The sequence below is a fragment of the Amycolatopsis australiensis genome, from assembly GCF_900119165.1.
Classification (GTDB): domain Bacteria; phylum Actinomycetota; class Actinomycetes; order Mycobacteriales; family Pseudonocardiaceae; genus Amycolatopsis; species Amycolatopsis australiensis.
Genome location: NZ_FPJG01000006.1, coordinates 2,874,380 through 2,895,707, shown reverse-complemented (window position 1 = coordinate 2,895,707; position 21,328 = coordinate 2,874,380). Strand labels below are relative to the sequence as shown.

The following is a 21,328-nucleotide window of genomic DNA, read 5'->3' as shown; positions in this document are numbered from 1 at the left end:
GCTACGGACGGCGGCCGATGCCCGTCGAGATCTCGTGCAGCCGGTGCCGGTCCGGGGCCAGCGGCGCGGTGTCCGCGCCGGCGCCGGAGCGCAGCCCGGACAGGAACTCGGTCAGCGTCGCCGCGGCGTCGTGCCGCGGCTGCCAGTCCAGTTCGGCCTGTGCGCGGGTGGTGTCGAGCAGCGGCAGCCGCATGACCGCGTCGAACAGGCCCGGCGACGCGGGCACCGCGTGCAGGCGCCAGGCCGCGTCCACGGCGGCGCGGACCACGGCGACCGGTACCGGCACCGGGCGCGCGTGCAGCAGGCCCGCGAGGAACCGCGGGTCGACCACCGGGCCGGTCGCGATGTTGAACGCGCCGCGCACCGGCCGCGTCACCGCCCGGCGGACCGCGTCGGCCAGGTCGGCGGTGTGCACGACCTGCACGCGCAGGCCCGGGACGTCCGGCACGACCGGCAGCAAACCCGGCCGGACCAGCGAGCCCGGCAGGAACGGCCCGGCGAACAGGCGGCGTTGTTCCGTCGCGGCGGCGCGCTGGAAGACGAACCCGGGCCGCATCCGGACCACGGCCAGTTCCGGGTGCCGTTGCTCGAACGCGTCCAGGTACCGCTCGAGGTAGGACTTCTCGCGCGTGTACGCCGCGCCGGGCCAGCCGTGCGTCGGCCAGTCCTCGGTCACCGGGTCGTCGTCCTCGCGCGGTGAGTACGCGCCGACGGACGAGGAGTACACCAGCTTGGGCACGCCCGCCGTCGCGACGGCGTCGAACACCCGCAGCGACCCCAGGACGTTCGCGCGCCAGGTGCGCTCGGGGCGCCGGGTGGGCTGGAACAGCCAGGCGAGGTGCACGACGGCGTCGGCGCCGCGGAAGAGCGGCACGAGGTCGTCCCGCTCGACGTCGGCGGTGACGACGCCCGCCGCCGGCCGCCGCGCCAGCCCGACGACGGCCTCGACCTGCGGATCGGCGTCCAAGGCGGCGACGACGCCGGTCCCGATGTTGCCGGTCGCTCCGGTGACCACGATGCGCATCGGAGGTGGTTACCCGGCACCCGCGCGGACAACCCTGCCATCTTCGCCGGAAGATCCAGCGGCCGGCCGAGCCGGTGCGGCCGGTCAGCCCACGACCACCTCGCCGCCCTGGACGACGTGGCGGAAGTGCTTCGGCTCCGCCAGCACCCCGATGTCGGCCAGCGGGTCGCCGTCCAGGACGAGGAGGTCCGCGTGGGCGCCCGGGGCCAGCGTGCCGATCTCGCCCGTGAGGTTCAGCAGCTCCGCCGCCGTCGACGTCGCCGAGCGGATGACCTCCAGCGGGGTCTGGACCTCGGCGCGCAGGCGGAACTCGTGGTTCTGGTGGCGGTGCATCCCGCCCAGCAGGTCGGTCCCGTAGACGATCTTCACGCCGGCGCGGGCCGCGCGGTCCAGTGCCGCCAGCCCTGCGCCCAGCACCTCGTCCACCTTGCGCCAGCTGGACTCCGGCAGCCCGTGCTCGCGGCCTTCCTCCTTGAGCGCCCAGTACGTCACCAGCGTCGGGACGAGGAACGCGTCGTGCGCGAGGAACAGCGAAACGCTGCGGTCGTCGAGGAGGTTGCCGTGCTCGATCGACCGGACGCCCAGCTCCAGCGCCCGGTTCACCGCGCGGGCGGTGTAGGCGTGCGCGGCCACGTACCGGTTCGCCGCCTCGGCTTCCTCGACGATCGCGCGCAGCTCCTCGGCCGAGTACTGCGTCGAGTCGATGCGGTCGGTCGGCGAGGCGACGCCGCCGGAGGCCATCACCTTGATGTGGTGCGCGCCCTTGCGCAGCTCGTCGCGGGCCGCCGCGCGGACCGCGTCGACGCCGTCGGCCACCCGGCCCAGGCCCGCGCAGCACGGATGGTCGTCCTTCACCTGCGTGCCGCGGGTCCGGCTGTCGCCGTGGCCGCCGGTCTGGCTCAGCGCCCGCCCGCAGAACAGCAGCCGCGGACCGCGGAACAGCCCCTCCGCCTGGGCGTCGGCGAGCCCGTAGTCCGCCCCCGACGCGTCGCGGACCGTGGTGAAGCCGCGGTCGAGCATCCGGCTCATCGTGCGCGCGCTGTGCGCGGCCACGTACGAGGGTGACGACGACGGCAGCGAGCCCAGGTCGGCCGTCGACGCCGTGACGTGGACGTGCGCGTCGACGAGGCCGGGCAGGACGACCGCGCCGCGCAGGTCGAGCGTGGGCACGTCGGCCGCGGCCAGGTCCGGCCCCACCTCGGCGATGCGGCCGTCGGCGCACCGCAGGTCGCCCTCGGTGTACTCGCCGGACAGCGGATCGAGCAGCCGGGCGTTGCGCAGCAGCAGGTTTCCGGTCACTTCTCCTCCTCCAGCAGCGCCGGCACGGCCAGCGGCGCGAGCGATTGGGCCGTTTTCACGGAATCCTCGTCGTAGGCGCCTTCCGCGTCGAGGATGTTGAGCACGCCGAGCGTCCGGCCGTCCGCGACCACCGGCACGTTGATGATCGAACCGCAGCCGAGGCTCTCGATCAGCTCGTGGTCGGCGAAGATCTCCCGCACCGCCGCCCGGTCCGGGCCGAAGTACGGCTCCTGCGCGGTGATGCAGCGCTCGAGCCAGCCCGCGGCGACCTCGACCGTCTTCTCCCCGCCCACCGGGTACTCCGCCGGATGGCTGCTGTGCACCCGCCGCAGCGCCCGGCGCTCCGGCACCCACGCGAGCACGGTGAACAGCCGCACGCCCAGTTCGGCGCGCACCTTGTCCTCCACAGTGGACAGACTCACTGCGTCATCTCCTTCGCGGCGGCCACCGGCGCGCCGTGTTCGGTCAGTTCTTCCAGCGAGCGGCCCGCGGTGGACAGGCCGAAGACGAGCACGCAGAGCACCCCGGCGGCCAGCACGGCCGTCGTCAGGCCGAACACGCCGGCGAAGCCGAGGCTCGCCGCCGACAGGCCGATGATGGTCGGCGCGAGGATGCTGCCGACCCGGCCGAACGCGCTGGACAGGCCGGTGCCGCTGGCGCGGATCCAGGTCGGGAACACCTCGGGCGTGTAGGAGTACACCCCGGCGTAGGTGCCGTTGAGGAAGAACGACAGCACCGCACCGGCGAGCGTGATCGACCACGGCGCGCTCGTCTGGCTCAGCCAGAACGCGCTCACGGCCGAACCGGCGAGGTAGAGCGCGATGGTGTGCTTGCGGTCGAGCCGTTCCGACAGCCACGCGGCCGAGAAGTACCCGGGCACCTGGGCCAGGTAGATGATGATCGAGAACTCGAAGCTCTTCGTCACCGTGATCCCGCGTTCCACCAGCAGCGTCGGGATCCAGGAGAAGAAACCGTAGTAGGAGAACGTGATCACGAACCAGACGGTCCAGATCACCGCCGTCCGGCGCCGCATGGCCGGGCTCCACAGGAACTTCAGCGCGCTGAACAGGTTGACCTTCGGCGTCTCGGTCGCCGGCCGCGCGTCGGCGGCGGGCACCGGCGGGAGGGCCGCGCCGGTCGCCTTCTCGACGTCGCGTTCCATCTTCGCGACGACGTTTTCGGCTTCGGCGGTGCGGCCCTGCGCGAGCAGGAACCGCGGCGACTCGGGCAGGGACCGCCGCCACCACAGGAGCATCACGATCGGCAGCGCGGTGACCAGCTGCGCGACGCGCCAGCCTTCGTCGAACGACGGCACGACGAACCGCCCGATCAGCGCGGCCGCCACGAAGCCGAACGAGAAGAAGCCGGCGAGCGCGCCGACGAACCAGCCGCGCCGCTTGGCCGGGACGAACTCGGACAGGAACGGCGCGATGATGGCGCTTTCCGCACCGGCGCCCGCGCCGGCGAGCACCCGGGCGCCGAGGAAGATTTCGTAGTTGGGCGAGAACGACGCGACGACGGAGAACACCGCGTAGAAGGCCAGCGCGTACATCATGACCTTCTTGCGGCCGATGCGGTCGCCGAGCAGGCCGGCGGCGATCGCGCCGAAGAGGAAGCCGAACGGCGTCGCGGACCCGATCAGGCCGAGCTGGCCGTTGCCGAGGTGCCAGGCGGCCTTCGCGCTGGGCAGGAGGAAGGCGACGACCGCCGAGTCCATGCCGTCGAAGGTGTAGCCGAGCCCGCCGATGAGCAGCAGTTTGTAGTGGGGACGGCTCAGCGGGAGCCGATCCAGTCGTGCCAGCAGGGTCATGGGGAACGCCTTCCGTGTCCGGGCGCCGAGGAGTGCGGACAACGTATACTGCACTTTCGCTGTTTTGCAATGTTTGTTGCAAGTCGACATCCCTGCGTTACGGTCTACGCGAACGAGGGAGGGCACGAAGTGGCGGAACCCGACGACGGTTTCGAGGGCTGGCTGCGCGACCGGCTGCCCGCGCGGGGGCTGCGGCCGAAGTCGGCCGCGGTGCTGGAGGTGCTCGTCTCCCAGCCGAGGCGGGCCTCGTTCGGCTCGACGGCCGAGCTGGCGCAGCTCGCCGGGGTCAACGTCGCGACCGTGACGCGCACCGCCCAGGCGCTCGGCTTCGCCGGCTGGCCCGCGTTGCAGCAGGAGCTGCGGGCGCGGTACATGTCGTCGCTGAGCGCGCCGCAGGTCGCCGAGGAACATCGCGACGTCGGCTCGCCGGGCTCGGCGTCGCTGCGCCGCGACCTCGACAGCCTGGCCCTGCTGAACCGGCGGTTCGACGAAGACGTGATCCGCGAGGTCGCCCGCGCGATCGCCGCGGCGCGGCGGACGGTGGTGATCGCCGACGGCAGCTACGCGGCAGTCGGCATCGCCTTCGCGCACAACGCGCGTCTCGCGGGCTACGACGTCCACGCGATCACGGCCGGCGACGCGGAACTGGCGAACCAGACGGCGAAACTGACGTCCGACGACGTGCTGGTGGCGATCAGCTTCTGGCGCCTGTACGAGAGCACCGTCCTGGCGGCGGACGAGGCCAAGCGCCGCGGCGCCCGCGTGTTCGCGGTGACGGACGCGGCCAGCCCGGCGCTGGCGGGCGCGGTCGAGCACGTGCTGATGGTGCCCGCCGAGGGTGTGACGTTCTTCCCGTCGCTGACCGCCGGCATGGCGCTGGTCCAGGCGATCGTGGCGCAGCTGGCGGCGGTCGACCCCGCCCGGACGAGCGAGTCCATCGAGGCCGCGGAAGCCATGTGGTCGCGGTTCGACCTGCTGCACCGCCGCCCGTCGGCCAAGCCCTCGTGAGCGGGAAACCGGGTGCCAACCCGGTTTCCCGCTCACGCCCCCGCGCCGCGACACCGCAGCTGTGACCTGAGTCACTCGGCGACGGTTTCCCGGGCCGCCGGTGGTCTTGATCCGGTCCGCATCGCCGAGACCACCGGGGAGCCCGTCATGTCCACCCACACCACCGCCGTCGTCACCGGAGCCGGCCGCGGCTTCGGGCGCGCCATCGCCGCCGCGCTCGTCGCCGAGGGACGCACCGTCGTCGGCGTCGCCCGCACCGCGCACGACCTCGAAGCCGCGCGGGACGAGCTCGGCGCGGGCTTCGTCCCGGTCGCCGCCGACGCGACCGACGACGCCCTGGCCGAGAAGGTGCTCCGCGAGCACCGGCCCGGCCTGCTCGTCCTCAACGCCGGCGCCGTGCCGCACATGGCGCCGGTGCACGAGCAGACCTGGGAGACCTTCAGCCGCAACTGGCACGTCGACACGCGGCACGTCTTCGCCTGGACCCGCGCCGCGCTGCGGGCGCCCCTGGACCCGGGCGGGGTCGTCGTCTCGATGTCCAGCGGGGCGGCCATCGGGGGTTCGCCGCTCAGCGGCGGGTACGCCAGCGCGAAGGCCGCGATCCGCTACCTGCGCGCGTACGGCGCCGAGGAGTCCGAACGCGCCGGCCTCGGCCTGCGGTTCGCCACGCTCCTGCCGCAGCTCACCCCGGTCACCGGGCTCGGCACGGCCGGCGTCGAGGGGTACGCCGCCCGCACCGGCGTCGACCGCGACACCTTCGTGCGGAACATGGAGCCGGTCCTGACGCCGGAGCAGGTCGCGAAGGCCGTCCTCGACATTGTCACCGGCGACGCGGCCGAGTACCAGGTCAGCGGCACCGGCCTGCGTACGCTTTGACCACCATGCCCGACTTCGCCGCGCAGACCGAGCCGTTCCGGCGGGAGCTGCTCGCGCACTGCTACCGCATGCTCGGCTCGATCCACGACGCCGAGGACCTCGTGCAGGAGACCTACCTGCGCGCGTGGCGCGCCTTCGGCGGCTTCGAGGGCCGGTCGTCGGTGCGGCGCTGGCTGTACAAGATCGCCACGACAGCGTGCCTGACCGCGCTGGAAACCCGGGCCCGGCGGCCGCTGCCGTCCGGGCTCGGCGCGCCCGCCGACGACCACCGCGTGGCGGTGGCGGCCGCGGACCCGTCGGTGCCGTGGCTGCAGCCGATCCCCGACGCGCTGCTCGACCCGGCGGCGGTGGTGGCCGGGCGCGCCGGGGTGCGGCTGGCGTTCATCGCCGCGCTGCAGCTGCTCCCGGCGCGGCAGCGGGCGGTGCTGACGTTGCGCGACGTGCTGGCGTTCCGCACCGGCGAGGTCGCCGAGATGCTCGGCACGACCCCGGCGGCCGTCGACAGCGCGCTGCGCCGGGCCCGCGCCCGGCTCGCCGAGGCGGGCCCGGTCGAGGCGGACGTCGCCGAGCCGGACGAGCAGGCGCGCCGGACCCTGCTCGACGGCTACGTCGACGCGTTCGTCCGGGCCGACGCCGGCGCGCTGGTGACGTTGCTGCGCGCCGACGTCGAGCTGGAGATGCCGCCGATCCCGACGTGGTTCACCGGCCGTGACGCCGTGCTCGGGTTCCTGAGCCGCCGCGTGCTGCGTCCCGGCGCGTGGCGCCTGGTCCCGGCCCGGGCGAACGGCCAGCCTGCCCTGCTCGAGTACGCGGCGACCGGCGGCGGCCGGTTCGCCGCGCACGGCGTCCAGGTCCTGACGCTGACCGGCTCGCGCGTCGCGCGGATCACCGCGTTCAACGACGCCGCGCTGGTCCCGTCCTTCGGCGGCGAGCCGGTGCTCGGCGCGGTGGGCGTTCCTAGCGCCGCGGCGGCGCGCCGTCGGCCGAGCTCATCCTCCTCGTGAACCGCGCCGCGACGTCGCGCAGCTTGATGTTCGTGTGCTGGGACTCGACGATCAGCCGCTGCATCGCCGCGTCCTCGTTCACCCGGTGGATCAGCATGAGCATGCCCTTGGCCTGCTCGATCACCGCCCGCGTCTCCATCGCGTTGTGGAGCTCGTCGGCGAGCCTGCGAGCCTCCCGGTAGCGGCGCGTCAGCCGCAGCGCGGTCTCCACGCACAGTGTGAACAGCCGGAGCACCTTGGTGTCGAACTCGTGGTAGCCGTGCGCGCCGAAGCCGAACAGCGTGATGGCGCCGACGAGGGTGTCGTCCACCCGCAGCGGCACCGCCAGGTAGCTGCCGACGCCGAGTTCCTTGGCCGCGGCGGTGAACTCGGGCCACCGCGGGCCCGTGTCCCCGACCGCGACCCGCACGACTTCGCCGGTCAGCGCCGCGACCAGGCCGGGACCGTCGCCCGCCGCGTACTGCACGTCGTCGATGCGCTGGGCGCGCTCGTCGGTGTAGGCGGCGGTCTGCGTCACTCCGTCGCGGACGACCATGATGCTCGCCAGGTCCGCGTCGGGGACCACCCGGACCGCCTCGCCGCAGACCGCGTCGAGCAGACCCGGCGTGTCGGACACCGATTCGAGGACCCCCACGAGGTCGGCCAGGACGGCGTTCAGCTCGTCGACCCGCTCCGCCATGCCGTCGCCAGTGGTCGGCACAGCCCACCCCTCCCTTTTGCGTCGAGTGGCGAGCAACGGGAAGAGCTCGCCAGCAGCGTCAACCGAGACCACCGCTGGCGTTTCAACGGGTCCGGGTGAACTCTACCGGCCGTGGGCCTCCGGTTTGGCGTCGGCCGCGCCGGGTAGCCCCGGAGCATGAGCGATCCGGCTGTTGACGACGAGCTGTGGGCCGAGTTCCACCGGGTGGTGAACATGACGTCGCGCGAGCTGGAGGACTGGCTGCGCACACGGGACGCCGGCCCGGAGGACGAACCGCTCCCCGACGAAGCGGGCCCGCCGACGGGTCACCAGGTGCTGTCGATCCTGCGCAAACGCCGGGTGGACACCGACGAGCGCGACGCGGACGTGATGCGCAAGGTGGTGGCCCGCGTCCGCAGCGAGCGCCGCGAAGATCTGGAGCCGACGGCGGGCGAGGCCCACTGGCGCCACCGCCTGATGTCCATCGGCCACGACCCGCTGAAACCCCCGAGCTGACCCGGCCCCGAGCGCCCCAAGGCCGCCTTGGGGCGCTCGGGGCCGGGACTAACGGGCGACGGCCTGCCAACGCTGGTTGGGGCCGTTGGTCGGCCGGTACAGGCCGATGCGGGCGCCGTCCGCGCGGGACTCGCCCGTCACGTCCAGCAGCCGGCCGTCCGCCGCGTTGACGAACGTCCAGGTTCCGTCGCCCGTGGTCGACAGCGTCCACTGGGCCGCCGGGTCCGTCGTGGCCGCCGGGGCCAGTGTCACCGCGCCGCCGGCCGTGGTCAGCACCTCGCCCGTCGCCGCGTTCGTGATCGTGTAGCGGTCGCGGCTGCCGTAGCGGCCCGTGCGGTCCGTCAGCGTCCAGCGCTGCGAGGCCGCCGACGCGTCCGTCGTGCGCTGGACCAGCGTGCCGTTCTCCGCCGACAGGGACTTGCCGCTCTGGACGCCGGTGAACGTGAACGGCCGGCCCGAGCCGATACCCGTGCCCGCGGCCGCCGACGAGACGCCGTCGACCACGAACGTCGTCACCGAGCGCGCCGGGACCCGCAGCGTCGCCTGGCCCGAGCGCACCCGGACCGGCTTGCCACGGCGAAGCGCGCCTGTGCCGTCCGTGACCACCGGCGTCACCGAGGCGCCCGGCCGGACGCGGCCGAACCCGGACAGGTCCAGCGTGACGTCCTGCTCCGCGGCGCCCGGGTTGACGTGGACCACCGACGACAGGTCCTCCCCGCGCATCGCGGCCGTCGACGCCGTGTCGTTCGACGCGATCAGCCGGTCACCCGGCCGGATGTAGTGGGTGAAGTTCCGCATCGTGTCGAACTTCGTGTTCGTCTGGATCGGACAGTCCGCGGTGGTGCAGCCGAACGAAACCTGGATCTCGCCCCAGTTCATCCCGGCCGCGGATTCCCCGCCGGGCTTCATGTTGTCGTAGTCCTCGATCGGCTGCCAGCTCACCCACGCGCTCGGCTCGAGCAGGCGCAGGTCGTCGGTGATCTGGCCGGCCAGCCCGAGTCCCGGGTCCATGCTGGTGAAGTCCTGCCGGTCCAGCCAGCTGCCGCCGACCTCGCTCATCCACAGCGGCTTCGCCGCGCCCTTGGCGATGTCCCGCGGCACCGGCCGGTTGCCGGTCCCGTAGGTGTGCACGTTCAGCCGTCCCGCCGCCGCCCGCGCCGCGGCCGTCCAGCCGCTCCAGTCCGCGGCGAAGATGTCCGGGTTGGTCTCGTCGGGGGCGGACACCGCCGTCCCGGGCAGCGCCGCGGCCATCGCCGGGATCAGCTGGGCCTGGACCGACGGCCCGACGTGCGCGCCCTCCTGCCGGCCACCGGTCGGGTTGCCGTCGGGGCCGAGGGTCGTCTTCCAGTAGTTCGTGTTCGGCTCGTTCAGCGGGTCGACCGACGCGAACTTGATGCCGTGCGCGCGTTCCAGCGTCCGGACGACCTGCGCCAGGTACGCGGTGAAATCGCCGATCCTGTCGGGCCGCAGCTGCTCGTCGGTGGCGTTGAAGCCGCCGGAGACGTAGCCGGACACGGTCTGGAAGTAGGGCGGGGAGTTGCTGAACGCCTCCCACTTCGTGACGCGGTTCTTGATCTTGTCGACCCACCAGCGCTGGTTCGGGTCGGCGTTCGGGTCGAACTCGGCCGGGTCGCCGGGGGTCCACCAGTCCTTGTCGGCGCGGGTGGTGCCGGCCGGCGCCTTCCACCAGCCGGGGACCGCGCCACCCTTGCGCAGGTACGGCGGGACGTCCGGGGCGTTGCCGCCGCCGACGTTGAACCGGGCGATGTTGAGGTTCAGCCCCTGCGGGCCGAAGACCAGGTCCGCCAGCTTGGTCCGGACCGCATCGGGGTAGCCGCCGGTCGCCTCGGCCATCCACGCCAGGCTCGCGCCCCAGCCCTCGAACGGCTGCTGCCGGTAGGTCGGGTCGGGTTTCACGGTCACGGCGGTGGCCGCCGCCGCGGGCGCGGCGACGACCGCGCCGCCGACCAGTGGTACACAAAGGACGGTGAGCAAACGCCGCAGGTTCATCGTCGGACTGCCCTTCGCTTCGGTGGGGACCTGTCAGGCTTCGGTGTGGCCGAGCAGCGGCCGCGGCACGAACCGGGCCGCCGGGTCGAGCAGGGTGTCCAGTTCGAGCACGACGAGCTCGTTGGCGCCCGCGCGGACTACCGGACGCGGCACGTACAGCGTCCGCTGCGGCCCGCGCCGCCAGTACCGGCCGAGCGCGAAACCGTTGAGCCACGCGATGCCCTTGCCCCAGTCCCCCGTGTCGAGGAAGAGGTCGGCGGGCGCGTCGACGTCGAATCCGGCGCGCAGCAGCACCGGGCCGGCCACCGGACCCGCGACGACGGCGCCGCCCGGCGCCCGCAGCGAAGGCACCGCGGCCAGGTCGATCGGCAGCACGTCCCAGCCGGTCAGCGGCTCGCCGTGCAGCGTGACGCCGCCGACGATGCCCTTGGCCTCGCCGATCCGCGGCCCGTAGTCGACGCGGCCCTGGTCCTCGACGAGCACCAGCAGCTCACCGCGGGCCCGCGGCAGGGCGATCGCGCGGTCGTGGTGGTCGCGGTGCAGCGTGCCCACCGGGTCGCCGTCGAAGAACACCGTCGCGCGGTCGCGGACCTCGCCGAAGGTGAGCACGCCGGGCCGGTCGCCGGTCACCGAGGTGCGCAGCAGTGCCAGCCGCGGCATCGGCGTCAGGTCGTCGAAGGCGGGCAGCTCCTCGTGGAACTCCCAGGTGCCCCAGCGGTCCGGCGCGTCGAGCAGGCGGACCGGGTCGCGCAGCACCCCCGCCGGGGTCGGCGCGGGCCGGGCCGGCGGCGGCACCGAATCGGGCACCTTGTGGTAGCGGGCGATGACGTCACGGAAGGCGTGGTACTTCGGCGTCGGGTCGCCGGCCTCGTCGAGCGGCGCGTCGTAGTCGTAGGAGGTCACCAGCGGCTGGTAGACGCCCTTGTCGTTGGCGCCGCTGGTCAGCCCGAAGTTGGTGCCGCCGTGGAACATGTACAGGTTGACCGACGCGCCCGCCGCGAGCAGCGCGTCCAGCTCGGCCGCCGCGGCCGCGGCCGGTGTCGTGTGGTGGTGCGCGCCCCAGTGGTCGAACCAGCCGTTCCAGAACTCGCTGCACATCAGCGGCCCGGTCGGCTGGTGCGCGCGCAGGATCGCCAGCCGCTCTCCGGTGCCCGAGCCGAAGGACGCGGTGCGGTGCAGCCCTTCCAGGCTGCCCGCATCCAGCATCTCCGGTGTGGGCTGGTCCACTGTGGTCAGTGGCACGGTGATGCCGGACGCCCGCGTGTGGTCGGCAAGCGCTTTCAGGTACCGCTTGTCGTCGCCGAACGCGCCGTACTCGTTCTCCACCTGCACCAGCAGCACCGGGCCGCCGCGGTCAACCTGGTGCGGCACCACGACTTCGTAGACGCGCGTGAGGTATTCGCGCACGGCGGCCAGGTACTTCGGCTCGTACCGCCGTACCCCGACCGACGGGTCGCGGAACAGCCACGCCGGCAGGCCGCCGTTGTCCCACTCGGCGCAGATGTACGGGCCCGGCCGCACGATCGCGTACATCCCGGCGTCGGCGACGAGCCGCAGGAAGCGGTCGAGGTCGAGGCCGCCGGTGAGGTCGAAGGTGTCCGGCGAAGGGGCGTGCGCGTTCCACGGGACGTAGGTCTCGATGGTGTTCAGGCCCATCCGCCGGGCCTTGTCGATCCGGTCCGCCCACAGGTCCGGGTGCACCCGGAAGTAGTGCAGGGCCCCGGAAAGGATCCGGAACGGCCGGCCGTCGAGCAGGAAGTCGGTCTCCCCGATCACGAACTCAGGCATGCGGGCCCGCCTCGGGGCACAGCTGCAGCACGGTCCAGGACAAGGGCGGCAGAGTCACGGTGATGGTGGTCCCCCCGGGGTCGGTCGTCACGGCGGCGCCGGCCAGCGGCACCGGCCGGACCGGTTCGGCTTCGGCGGTGTTGACGGCGTGCCGGGTTTCGCCGTCGGGTGTGGTCAGGGTTTCGGCGGCGTACACGCCGTAGCGCGCGCCGCGCAGGCGCAGCCGGACCTCGGTCGGCGCCGCGGTGGCCCGGTTGGTGAGGAACACCGCGCCACGCCCCGAGTCCGCGGCCGTCGCGGCGGCGTCGACCAGGTCGACTTCGCCGTGCTGGGCGGTGCGCAGCCGCTCGCCTTCGACGGTCAGCCGCAGGCTGTCCCCGCTCGCGAGGGCGGCGACCTGCCGGAACGGGTGGAACGTCGGCTGCCGCCACGCCGGGCCGCCGGGCTCGGTGCGGATCGGCGCGATGACGTTCACCAGCTGGGCCTGGTTCGCCATGGTGACGCGGTCGACGTTGCGCAGCAGCGAGGACAGCAGCGACCCGACGACGACCGCGTCGGTGACGGTGTAGGTGTCTTCGATGATCCGCGGGTGTTCCCGCCAGCCGCTCGCGGCGAGCCGCGCCTGGTCGACCTCGTTCCAGCGGCGCAGGTCCCAGACGTTCCACTCGTCGACGCTGATCCCGATCTTCTTGTCCAGCCCCAGCTCGGCGAGGGTTTCGTCGATGACGCCCGCGGTGGTCCGGATGTAGCGGTCCAGCGCGGCGCCGCTGGCCAGGTAGCTTTCGGTGTCGCCGTGCAGCTCCTGGTAGTAGGCGTGCAGCGAGATGTGGTCGGCCAGCTCGGCGGTGTGGCGCAGCACGGTGCGCTCCCACGAGCCGAACGTCGGCATCTCGGCGTGCGAGCTGCCCGCGACGACCAGCTCGACGTCCGGGTCGATCATCCGCATCAGCCGGGCGGTCTCCGCGGCGAGCCTGCCGTACTCGTCGGCCGTCTTGTGGCCGATCTGCCACGGCCCGTCCATCTCGTTGCCGAGGCACCAGAGCTTGAAGCCGAACGGGCGGTCGGCGCCGTTCGCGCGCCGCCGCTCGCTCAGCTCGGTGCCGCCCGGGTGGTTGCAGTACTCCAGGACGTCGGCGGCCTCCTGGATGCCGCGGGTGCCGAGGTTGACCGCGTACATCACCTCGGCACCCGCGGCTTCGGCCCACGCGGCGAATTCGTGCAGGCCGAAGCGGTTGGACTCCACGCTGTGCCAGGCCGGATCGAGCCGGACGGGCCGGACGGCCCCGACCCCGTCCTCCCAGCGGTACGCGGACACGAAGTTCCCGCCGGGGTAGCGCACCACCGTCGGGCCCAGCTCCCGGACCAGCTCCAGCACGTCGCCGCGGAAGCCGCGTTCGTCCGCGGTGGGGTGTCCGGGTTCGTAGATCCCGGTGTAGACCGACCGGCCCATGTGCTCGACGAACGAGCCGAAGAGGCGACGCGGGACCCGGCCGATCACCTGGGCGGCGTTGCCCACGTCGCCTTCGATGTGGACGGTCATCCGGCGCTGACCGTGAAGCCCTGCTGGTTGCCGTAGTCGACCAGGGCCTGCTGCCAGGCCGCCAGCCCGGCGTCCAGCCCGGTGCCGTTCAGGTAGGCCTTGCCGACGGTGTCGCTGAAGACGCTGTTGGCGTAGGTCTGGTACGGCAGGTAGGTCCAGCCCGGCGCGACGTCCTTCGACGCCTGGGTCAGCACCTGGTTGATCTTCTGCCCGCCGAAGTACGGCACGGGCTCGTCGACGAACGCGGGCGAGGTCAGGTCCGCCGTGGTGGCCGGGAAGCCACCGCTTTCGATGAACGGCTTGACGCCGTTGCCGTGGTTGAGCCAGCGCACGAACGCCGCCGCCAGCGCCGGGTTCTTGCTCTGCTTGACCACCGACTGGGTGCTGCCGCCGTTCTCCGCGGTGACCGGCTTGCCGTCGTAGGTCGGCATCGGGGCCACCGCCCACTTGCCCTCGCCGCCGGGGACGGAGGACTTGAAGTTGCCGGGCATCCAGGCGCCGGTGACCAGGGACGCGACGGTGCCGTCGCCGAGGGCGCGGAACCAGTCGTCGGACCACTCCTTGACCGGGGCGAGCAGCTTGCCCTCGATGAGCTGGTTCCAGGTCGCGGTCCACTTCTTGGCGCCGGCGTCGGCCAGGTTGATCTTCACGTTCCGGCCGTCGACGCTGAACGGGTGCCCGCCGGCCTGCCAGATCATGCTGAGCGCGAACCCGGGGTCACCGGTGTCGGAGGTGATGTACTTGGTGGGGTCGGCGGCGTGCAGCTTCTTGGCCGCGGCGACGTACTCGTCCCACGTCTTCGGCACGGCGATGCCGTTCTTGTCGAAGACTTCCTTGTTGTAGAACAACGCCATCGGGCCGGAGTCCTGCGGCAGGCCGTACAGGCCGTTGCTGTTCTTCACCTGCGCCCACGTCGAGGCGCTGTAGTCCTTTTCGAACGCGCCGAAGCCGTACTGGTTCAGGTCGGCCAGTGAATCGGTCAACGCGAACTGCGGCAGCGCGTAGTACTCGATCTGCGCGACGTCCGGGGCGCCGGAGCCGGCCTTGATCGCGTTCTGGAGCTTGGTGTACTCCTCCTTGTTCGTCCCCGCGTTGACGTAGTCGACGTGGACGTTCGGGTATTCCTTCTGGAACGCGGCGACCTGGTCCTTGGCCGAGGGCGTCCAGCTCCAGTAGGTGATGGTGCCGCCCGCCTTCAGCGCGGCGTCGACGGAGTCCTGGGTGCCGGTGGCGGCGGCGGGCCCGGACGTGCTGCCGGACGAGCAGCCGACCGCCAGTGCGGCGGCCAGCGCCACGGCGGCGGCCGCCCTGGCGCGACTACGGATGCGTGACATCGAGTGTCCCTTCACGACGGTGTGACGGCGGTTACTTGACGCTGCCCGCGCTCAGCCCGGACTGCCAGAACCGTTGCATGAGCAGGAAAGCGAGGACGAGGGGAATGATGGTGAGCAGGGATCCGGTGAGCACGAGGTTGAAGATCGGCTGCGCGCCGGCGCCGTTGGCCTGCGCGCTCCACTGGTTGAGCCCGACGGTCAGCGGGTACCACTTGGGCTCGCTGAGCATGATCAGCGGGAGGAAGTAGTTGTTCCAGGTCTGCACCATCGTGAACAGCGCCACCGTGATGATCCCGGGCACGAGCTGGCGCAGCGTGACGGTGAGGAAGATCCGGACCTCGCCCGCGCCGTCGATCCGGGCCGCTTCCAGCAGCTCGTCGGGGACGGCGTCGGCGGCGTAGACCCAGATCAGGTAGAGGCCGAACGGGCTGATCAGCGACGGGATGATGATGGCCAGCGGCGTGTTGGTCAGCCCGAGCTTGCTGAACATGAGGAACGTCGGCACGGCGAGCGCCGTGGCCGGTACCGCCACCGCGCCCAGGACGACCGCGAACACCGCGCGGCGGCCCGGGAAGCGGTACTTGGCCAGCCCGTAGCCCGCCGCCGTGGCCAGGATCGTCGCCCCGCCGGCGCCGGCCACGACGTAGAGCAGGGTGTTGCCGAGCCAGCGGAAGAAGATGCCGTTGTTGTAGGTGAACGTCTGGGCGATGTTGTCGAACAGCGCGAACGGGCCGCCGAAGGACAGGCCCGACGTCGTGAACAGCGCCGGCTGCGTCTTCGTCGCGTTGATCACCAGCCACACCAGCGGGACCAGCGTGTAGAGCAGGTACAGCGCCATGACGGCGGTGAGGACCCGCGACTTCTCCGGCCGGGTCACCGACTGCCTCTTGCCCGGAGCCGTGGCCACGTCACATCCCCTTCCGGGTGCCGCGCAGCTGCACGACGTAGGCGATGACCGCGGTGATCACGCCCATCACGATCGCGACCGTGGCGGAGTAGTTGTACTGCTGACCGGCGAAGGAAAGGTTGTAGGCGTACATGTTCGGCGTGTAGAAGGTGCCGATCACGTTCGGGACCAGGTTGCGCATGATGTTCGGCTCGTTGAACAGCTGGAAGCTGCCGATGATCGAGAAGATCGTGGCGATCACGATCGCGCCGCGGATGGCGGGCAGCTTGATCGAGAAGACGGTGCGGAACGCGCCGGCGCCGTCGATCGCGGCCGCCTCGAACAGCTCCTTGGGGATCACCTTCAGCGCGGAGTAGAAGATGAGCATGTTGTAGCCGACGAACTCCCAGGTGACGACGTTGCCGATCGAGGCGAGCAGCCAGTTCTGGGACAGCGGCCGCACCGCGTCGGTGCCGAGCAGGTGGTTGAGGTCGGCGGCGAGGCCGAAGTGGTCGCCGTAGATGAAGCCCCACATCAGGGCGGCGACCACGGCGGGCACCGCGTAGGGCAGGAAGATCACGATCCGGAAGAACCCGGCGGCGTGCAGCCGGGCGCTGTCGATCGCCAGCGCCGCGATCAGCGCGAGCACCAGCATGATCGGCACCTGGACGGCGAGGAAGAGCAGCACCCGCCGGAAGGCCTCCCAGAACTTCGGGTCGGCGAGCACCTGCGCGTAGTTGTCGGCGCCGACGAACACCGTGCCGCCGAAGAAGGCCTGGTCGCGGAAGAGGCTGAGCACGAAGGCGTAGCCGACCGGCGCGACGAAGGTCAGCGCGAACACCAGCATGAAGGGAGCGACGAAGAGCCAGCCACGCCAGTTGCGCCGTGGCCGCCGGGCCGCCGTCGCCCGGCGCGGCGGGGCCGGGACGGGCGGAGCCGCTGTGGACGTCATCGTCTCTCCGGTGTTCGTGCGGATGTTTACGTCAACATGGACGGTCGGAGGGTAACGTGTTGACGTAAACATGTCCAGGACGCTTCGAGGAGACACCGTGCCGACTGCATCCCCGCGCCGTGGACCGTCGATGGCGGACGTCGCGCGCGAGGCGGGCGTGTCCGGCCAGACGGTGTCCCGGGTGGCGAACGGCAAGACGAACGTCGACGACGCGACACGCGAACGGGTCCTGGCCGCGATGCGGCGGATCGGCTACCGGCCCAACAGCGCGGCCCGCGCGCTGCGCAACGGCAAGTTCCGCAGCATCGGCGTGATCATCTCGGCGCTGCCGACGTTCGGCAACAGCCGCACGCTGGACGCCATCGCGGCGGCGGTCGTCGAGCAGGGGTTCTCGATCATCCTGATGCCGGTGACGCGCCCGACGCAGGGCGAGGTGACGGGCGCGTTCAGCAAGCTGAACGAGCAGGCCGTCGACGGCGTGATCATCCTGATCGAGCAGCACCAGCTCGACCAGAGCGAGATCGAGCTGCCGCACGGGCTGCCGGTGGTGGTGATCGACTCGAGCGCCCGCTACGACTACCCGGTGGTGGACACCGACCAGGCCGACGGCGCGGCCACGGCGACCCGGCACCTGCTGGAGCTGGGGCATCCGACGGTGTGGCACATAGCGGGCCCGCCGCAGTCGTATTCGGCGGAGCGGCGCCGCAAATCGTGGCAGGCGACGCTGGAGCGGGCGGGACGCCCGGTGCCACCGGTGTCGACCGGCGACTGGTCCCCGGCGTCGGGTTACGAGGCGGGGGTGCGGCTGGCGGCGGACCCGGCGGTGACGGCGGTGTTCGCGGCGAACGACCAGATGGCACTGGGCCTGCTGCGGGCGTTGCACGAAGCGGGACGGCGCGTGCCGGAAGAGGTGAGCGTGGTGGGCTTCGACGACATGGAGGAGTCGGCCCATTTCTGGCCCCCGCTGACCACGATCCGCCAGTCGTTCGAGGCGGTGGGCCGCCACGCGGTGGCGGCGCTGCTGACGGAGATCGAGACGGGCGCCGAGGCTGGGGAGCCGGTGAGCGTGCCGACGGAGCTGGTGGTCCGGTCGAGTACGGCACCACCGCCGTGACGGGCGTGGCTCAGCGGGTTGGTGCCGTGGAGAAGTCGGTCGGCCGCACCGGGTTCGGCAGCTCGCGCCGGAATTGTCGGTGACTGCCGGTAGAGTGGAAAACGGGGGGCGCCCCCGCGAGCTGCGTCTCAATCTTCGTTTCGCCGCGCGGGCGCCGGGGCATTACCGGCCACCGAGCCGGGACTTCCGGCGCTCCGAACGTCGCAGTGGTGTGGACCATTCAGCCGCACCACGGAAACGAGGCCGTCATGCTCGCCATTCTCGCCGCTGTTCTCTTCGGGCTCGCCCTGCTGATGGAGCTGGCCGGGTTCGGGCTCGGCTCCGTCGTCACGACCGGGACGCTCACCACCGCCGGGTTGCTGTGCGTCGCGCTGCACCTGGCCGGCGTCGCCACCGACCGGTCGCGGTTCACCCGGCGGCGGCGCCGTCGCTGACCTCTGCCGCGCGGCGCAGCACCTGGGCGAACGCCTCGGGCGACTGGGCGCCCGCGACGCCGAACCGGCGGTCGATCACGAAGAACGGCACGCCGGTGGCGCCCAGCGCCCGCGCTTGTTCGCCGTCCGCCGCGACTTCGGCTTCGTACGCGTCCGATTCGAGGACCGCGCGGGCTTCGGCCGCGTCGAGGCCGGCTTCGGCGGCCAGCGCCACCAGCGAGTCGCGGTCGAACAGCGAGCGTCGTTCGGTGAAGTGCGCGCGGTAGAACCGGTCGACGACCGCGTCGGCCAGTCCGCGCTCGGCGGCGAGGTGGACCAGGCGGTGGCCGTCGGCGGTGTTGCCCATGTGGACGCCGTCGAGGTGGTACTCGAGCCCGTCGGCCGCCGCGCGCTGTTCCATCTGCGCTTCCATTTCGTCGGCCTCTTCGAGGGTGCGGCCGTACTTCTCGGACAGCACCTCGCGCGTCGGCCGGGACGTGCCCCGCGGGAACGACGGGTCCAGCTGGAAGGAGTGGTGCACGACCTCGACGTCGGCACCGAGTTCGGCCACGGCCTTTTCGAAGCGGCGTTTGCCGAGGTAGCACCAGGGACAGACGAGATCGGACCAGATGTCTACGCGCACGCCGACACGGTATCCCCGGTGGCGGCACGCACTTCAAGGTAACCGACGGCGACCTGCGGCTAGGGTGGGCCGGTGACCGTCTCGACCGACGACATAGTCCGGCACGCGGCCCGCCTCCTGTACTCGGGCACGCGCCTCGACCTCGGCCGGATGGCGGCGGAGCTGGGGATTTCGCGCACGACGTTCTTCCGCCGCGTCGGCAACCGCGACGACCTGATGGGCGCGGGGCTGCGCCTGCTGTCCGACCGGACGTGGCAGCGGGCACTCGACCACTGGCACGAGCAGCACGGCGACGCGGTCCGCGCGCCGGAGGGACGGCTGCGGTGCCTGTGGGTGATGGAGGAGTACCGCCGCGAGGTGGCGGGCAACGAGGGCATGCGCAAGCTGATCGAGGCGGAGTCGACGGTGGCGCTGCGCGTGCTGACCGACCCGCGCGGAGCGGTCCAGCCGGCCCTGGTGGACGCGCACGTGGAGCTGTTCCGCGCGGACGCGGAGGCGGCGGGGTTGACGCCGTTGGTGGGGTTGCCGGACCTGGCGTTCGCTGTCGTGCGGCTGGGTGAGTCGTTCCTGTACTCGGACGTGCTGGCGGCGCGGACGGTGGATTTGACGGTCGCGACGACGCTGCTGGACACGCTGGTCCGCGGAGCCTTGGAACCGACGGCCGCCGGTTGATCATCGGCGCCGGGCGCGGCTCGGTGGCGCAGTGCGGGCCTGCGGATGCCGGGCGCGGGGCCGCTTGGCGCCTGTGGAGCACACCGGGCGGGGCGCAGCTCGCGGCGCGAGTGCGCCGGGCGCGGGCGCAACTCACGCGGGCGCAACTCGCGGGCGCAGCTCGCGCGGGCGCAGCTCGCGGGCGCAGCTCGCGCGGGCGCAGCTCGCGCGGGCGCAGCTCCCGGCGCGAGCGCGCGGGGCACGGGCTCAACCCGCGGCGCGGGTGCGCGGGGCGCGGGCACGGGCTCAACCCGCGGCGCGGGTGCGCGGGGCGCGGGCACGGGCTCAACCCGCGCGGGCGCAAGCCGCGCGAGTTCAGCTCGCGCGGGCGCAACTCGCGGCGCGAGTGCGCTGGTGCGCGGTCGCGGTGCACAGGGCTTGCAGCGACGCTGAGCAGTCCCGCGGACTCCGCGCCCGAGCGGGCACAGCCCGGCCTGGGCGCCCCGCCCGCAGGCGCCGAGCCAGGCCGCGAGGACCGCACCCAGCCCGCACAGGCCCCTCCCGACGCTGACTGAGCGCACAGTCGGCCAACGACTCACCCATTCGGGTGTTGTGGAACATTTCCCAGAAGTGTTTCATGACACCACGGGAAAGCGGTTACCCCCGCACCCTCACTTCGCACGTCCTCCGTTGTCCCGCAACGATTCCGTCGGTCCGCCCGTCCGTTCCGGGCCGCTTTCGGCCGCCCGGGGAAAGAGAGCGCTCCATGTCCGTACTCACCAGCCCGCCGATGCTGTCTGGCTCGGGTGAGAAAATTTCCCGCCGCCGTGGGTGGCGGGCCAAGGCCGCCGGGGTGGTGCTCGCCGCGCTGGCGCTCACCACCGGTGTTGCCGCTCCCGCTCCCGCTGCCGCCAACCCCTACGAACGCGGCCCCGATCCCACCAACGCCAGCATCGAAGCCGCCCAGGGCCCGTTCGCGACCAGTACCGCCACCGTTTCGCGGCTGGCCGTCTCCGGCTTCGGTGGCGGCACCATCTACTACCCGACCACCACCACCGCCGGCACGTTCGGGGCCATCTCCATCGCGCCCGGCTTCACCGCCACCCAGTCGAGCATCGCCTGGCTCGGGCCGCGGCTGGCCTCCCAGGGCTTCGTCGTCTTCACCATCGACACCCTCACGACCAGCGACCAGCCCGACAGCCGGGGCCGCCAGCTCCTCGCCTCCCTCGACTACCTGACCCAGCAGAGCTCGGTGCGCTCGCGCATCGACAGCGGCCGGCTGGGCGTGGTCGGGCACTCGATGGGCGGCGGCGGCACGCTCGAAGCCGCGCGCTCGCGGCCGTCGCTGCAGGCCGCCGTGCCGCTGACCGCGTGGGACCTGAACAAGAACTGGTCGACGCTGCAGGTGCCGACGCTCGTCGTCGGGGCGCAGGCGGACACCGTCGCCCCCGTGGCCAGCCACTCCATCCCGTTCTACACCAGCCTGCCGTCCACTTTGGACCGGGCGTACCTGGAACTGCGCGGCGCCAGCCACTTCGCCCCGAACACGCCGAACACCACGATCGCGAAGTACACGCTGTCCTGGCTCAAGCGGTTCATCGACAACGACACCCGCTACGAACAGTTCCTCTGCCCGCTCCCGAGCACCAGCGCCGCCATCTCCGACTACCGGGGCAACTGCCCGCACAACGGCTGAGCCCGGCCCCCGGGAGGTTCACGCCTCCCGGGGGCTCCGGAGCAGCCCAGCAGGTGGAACGGCGGCGGCTTCACGGCAGGCCGGG

General features: G+C 72.3%; 20 protein-coding genes. 8 read left to right on the top strand and 12 right to left on the bottom strand.

Features of this window, described 5'->3' with window-relative positions:
- Window position 1: 1 nt before the first annotated feature.
- The 4 genes from BT341_RS15270 to BT341_RS15255 all read right to left on the bottom strand — a co-directional run bounded on the left by BT341_RS15270 (window position 2) and on the right by BT341_RS15255 (window position 4,133).
- Window positions 2–1,024, bottom strand: a complete 1,023-nt coding sequence (locus BT341_RS15270) for an NAD-dependent epimerase/dehydratase family protein (protein WP_072476937.1) — start codon at window positions 1,022–1,024, stop codon at window positions 2–4.
- Between the two features lie 84 nt (window positions 1,025–1,108).
- On the bottom strand, window positions 1,109–2,323 hold the full coding sequence (locus tag BT341_RS15265; protein WP_072476936.1) for a metal-dependent hydrolase family protein: 1,215 nt from the start codon (window positions 2,321–2,323) through the stop codon (window positions 1,109–1,111).
- Window positions 2,320–2,745, bottom strand: a complete 426-nt coding sequence (locus tag BT341_RS15260) for a GAF domain-containing protein (RefSeq protein ID WP_072476935.1) — start codon at window positions 2,743–2,745, stop codon at window positions 2,320–2,322. The genes BT341_RS15265 and BT341_RS15260 overlap by 4 nt, the downstream gene beginning before the upstream one ends.
- A complete protein-coding gene (locus tag BT341_RS15255) occupies window positions 2,742–4,133 on the bottom strand; it encodes an MFS transporter (protein ID WP_072476934.1) in 1,392 nt (463 codons plus the stop codon). Before BT341_RS15255 ends, BT341_RS15260 begins: the two co-directional genes overlap by 4 nt.
- A 129-nt stretch (window positions 4,134–4,262) precedes the next feature.
- Here BT341_RS15255 and BT341_RS15250 point away from each other — a divergent pair, with 129 nt between their 5' ends.
- From BT341_RS15250 to BT341_RS15240, 3 genes are all read left to right on the top strand, one after another.
- Complete coding sequence (locus tag BT341_RS15250; protein WP_072476933.1) at window positions 4,263–5,141, top strand: MurR/RpiR family transcriptional regulator; 879 nt, start codon at window positions 4,263–4,265, stop codon at window positions 5,139–5,141.
- A gap of 147 nt (window positions 5,142–5,288) precedes the next feature.
- Window positions 5,289–6,017, top strand: coding sequence for an SDR family oxidoreductase (locus BT341_RS15245; RefSeq protein ID WP_072476932.1), 729 nt, complete (start codon window positions 5,289–5,291; stop codon window positions 6,015–6,017).
- Between the two features lie 5 nt (window positions 6,018–6,022).
- Complete coding sequence (locus tag BT341_RS15240; RefSeq protein WP_072476931.1) at window positions 6,023–7,021, top strand: RNA polymerase subunit sigma-70; 999 nt, start codon at window positions 6,023–6,025, stop codon at window positions 7,019–7,021.
- Here the strand turns inward: BT341_RS15240 and BT341_RS15235 are convergent.
- Window positions 6,975–7,700: an ANTAR domain-containing response regulator gene (locus BT341_RS15235; protein WP_072476930.1), complete on the bottom strand. Its 726-nt coding sequence runs from the start codon at window positions 7,698–7,700 to the stop codon at window positions 6,975–6,977. The two genes, BT341_RS15240 and BT341_RS15235, sit on opposite strands and share 47 nt — an antisense overlap.
- Window positions 7,701–7,877: 177 nt before the next feature.
- On the opposite strand from BT341_RS15235, the gene BT341_RS15230 reads away from it, so the two are divergent.
- A complete protein-coding gene (locus BT341_RS15230; protein ID WP_072476929.1) occupies window positions 7,878–8,216 on the top strand; it encodes a DUF3140 domain-containing protein in 339 nt (112 codons plus the stop codon).
- Window positions 8,217–8,264: 48 nt separating this feature from the next.
- Here BT341_RS15230 and BT341_RS15225 read toward each other — a convergent pair whose 3' ends face one another.
- The 6 genes from BT341_RS15225 to BT341_RS15200 form a co-directional block, all read right to left on the bottom strand.
- Window positions 8,265–10,226: an RICIN domain-containing protein gene (locus tag BT341_RS15225; RefSeq protein ID WP_072476928.1), complete on the bottom strand. Its 1,962-nt coding sequence runs from the start codon at window positions 10,224–10,226 to the stop codon at window positions 8,265–8,267.
- 33 nt (window positions 10,227–10,259) lie between these two features.
- On the bottom strand, window positions 10,260–12,014 hold the full coding sequence (locus BT341_RS15220) for a glycoside hydrolase family 35 protein (RefSeq protein ID WP_072476927.1): 1,755 nt from the start codon (window positions 12,012–12,014) through the stop codon (window positions 10,260–10,262).
- The gene (arfA, locus tag BT341_RS15215) at window positions 12,007–13,554 is read right to left on the bottom strand and encodes an arabinosylfuranosidase ArfA (RefSeq protein WP_072476926.1); all 1,548 of its coding nucleotides are present in this window, start codon (window positions 13,552–13,554) and stop codon (window positions 12,007–12,009) included. Before arfA ends, BT341_RS15220 begins: the two co-directional genes overlap by 8 nt.
- On the bottom strand, window positions 13,551–14,888 hold the full coding sequence (locus BT341_RS15210) for an ABC transporter substrate-binding protein (protein WP_072476925.1): 1,338 nt from the start codon (window positions 14,886–14,888) through the stop codon (window positions 13,551–13,553). Before BT341_RS15210 ends, arfA begins: the two co-directional genes overlap by 4 nt.
- A 31-nt stretch (window positions 14,889–14,919) precedes the next feature.
- Window positions 14,920–15,726: a carbohydrate ABC transporter permease gene (locus tag BT341_RS15205; protein ID WP_072481966.1), complete on the bottom strand. Its 807-nt coding sequence runs from the start codon at window positions 15,724–15,726 to the stop codon at window positions 14,920–14,922.
- Between the two features lie 70 nt (window positions 15,727–15,796).
- Complete coding sequence (locus tag BT341_RS15200; protein ID WP_072476924.1) at window positions 15,797–16,726, bottom strand: carbohydrate ABC transporter permease; 930 nt, start codon at window positions 16,724–16,726, stop codon at window positions 15,797–15,799.
- A gap of 130 nt (window positions 16,727–16,856) precedes the next feature.
- Between BT341_RS15200 and BT341_RS15195 the strand changes: the two genes are divergently transcribed.
- Together BT341_RS15195 and BT341_RS15190 are read left to right on the top strand one after the other, a co-directional pair.
- Window positions 16,857–17,840, top strand: a complete 984-nt coding sequence (locus BT341_RS15195) for a LacI family DNA-binding transcriptional regulator (protein WP_245805312.1) — start codon at window positions 16,857–16,859, stop codon at window positions 17,838–17,840.
- A 248-nt stretch (window positions 17,841–18,088) separates the two neighbouring features.
- A complete protein-coding gene (locus BT341_RS15190; RefSeq protein ID WP_072481965.1) occupies window positions 18,089–18,274 on the top strand; it encodes a hypothetical protein in 186 nt (61 codons plus the stop codon).
- On the opposite strand, the gene BT341_RS15185 is transcribed toward BT341_RS15190, so the two are convergent.
- Entirely contained in the window at window positions 18,249–18,884 is a 636-nt protein-coding gene (locus BT341_RS15185; RefSeq protein ID WP_072481964.1) for a DsbA family oxidoreductase, read from the bottom strand. The two genes, BT341_RS15190 and BT341_RS15185, sit on opposite strands and share 26 nt — an antisense overlap.
- 84 nt (window positions 18,885–18,968) lie before the next feature.
- Between BT341_RS15185 and BT341_RS15180 the strand changes: the two genes are divergently transcribed.
- Window positions 18,969–19,568, top strand: a complete 600-nt coding sequence (locus BT341_RS15180; RefSeq protein WP_072476922.1) for a QsdR family transcriptional regulator — start codon at window positions 18,969–18,971, stop codon at window positions 19,566–19,568.
- A 745-nt stretch (window positions 19,569–20,313) separates the two neighbouring features.
- Window positions 20,314–21,243 (top strand): bis(hydroxyethyl) terephthalate hydrolase, encoded by a 930-nt coding sequence (gene bdeA / locus BT341_RS15175; protein ID WP_072476921.1) that lies wholly within the window; start codon window positions 20,314–20,316, stop codon window positions 21,241–21,243.
- The last annotated feature ends 85 nt before the right edge of the window (window positions 21,244–21,328 follow it).

What these genes read in the sequence shown, in the direction of transcription:
- BT341_RS15235 (WP_072476930.1), bottom strand. Translation starts at nt 7,700, where the DNA reads ATGGCGGAGCGGGTCGACGAGCTGAACGCCGTCCTGGCCGACCTCGTG.
- BT341_RS15190 (WP_072481965.1), top strand. Translation starts at nt 18,089, where the DNA reads ATGCTCGCCATTCTCGCCGCTGTTCTCTTCGGGCTCGCCCTGCTGATG.
- BT341_RS15230 (WP_072476929.1), top strand. Translation starts at nt 7,878, where the DNA reads ATGAGCGATCCGGCTGTTGACGACGAGCTGTGGGCCGAGTTCCACCGG.
- BT341_RS15205 (WP_072481966.1), bottom strand. Translation starts at nt 15,726, where the DNA reads ATGGCGCTGTACCTGCTCTACACGCTGGTCCCGCTGGTGTGGCTGGTG.
- BT341_RS15200 (WP_072476924.1), bottom strand. Translation starts at nt 16,726, where the DNA reads ATGACGTCCACAGCGGCTCCGCCCGTCCCGGCCCCGCCGCGCCGGGCG.
- BT341_RS15240 (WP_072476931.1), top strand. Translation starts at nt 6,023, where the DNA reads ATGCCCGACTTCGCCGCGCAGACCGAGCCGTTCCGGCGGGAGCTGCTC.
- BT341_RS15195 (WP_245805312.1), top strand. Translation starts at nt 16,857, where the DNA reads ATGGCGGACGTCGCGCGCGAGGCGGGCGTGTCCGGCCAGACGGTGTCC.
- bdeA (WP_072476921.1), top strand. Translation starts at nt 20,314, where the DNA reads ATGTCCGTACTCACCAGCCCGCCGATGCTGTCTGGCTCGGGTGAGAAA.
- BT341_RS15225 (WP_072476928.1), bottom strand. Translation starts at nt 10,226, where the DNA reads ATGAACCTGCGGCGTTTGCTCACCGTCCTTTGTGTACCACTGGTCGGC.
- BT341_RS15210 (WP_072476925.1), bottom strand. Translation starts at nt 14,888, where the DNA reads ATGTCACGCATCCGTAGTCGCGCCAGGGCGGCCGCCGCCGTGGCGCTG.
- BT341_RS15255 (WP_072476934.1), bottom strand. Translation starts at nt 4,133, where the DNA reads ATGACCCTGCTGGCACGACTGGATCGGCTCCCGCTGAGCCGTCCCCAC.
- BT341_RS15245 (WP_072476932.1), top strand. Translation starts at nt 5,289, where the DNA reads ATGTCCACCCACACCACCGCCGTCGTCACCGGAGCCGGCCGCGGCTTC.
- BT341_RS15220 (WP_072476927.1), bottom strand. Translation starts at nt 12,014, where the DNA reads ATGCCTGAGTTCGTGATCGGGGAGACCGACTTCCTGCTCGACGGCCGG.
- BT341_RS15270 (WP_072476937.1), bottom strand. Translation starts at nt 1,024, where the DNA reads ATGCGCATCGTGGTCACCGGAGCGACCGGCAACATCGGGACCGGCGTC.
- arfA (WP_072476926.1), bottom strand. Translation starts at nt 13,554, where the DNA reads ATGACCGTCCACATCGAAGGCGACGTGGGCAACGCCGCCCAGGTGATC.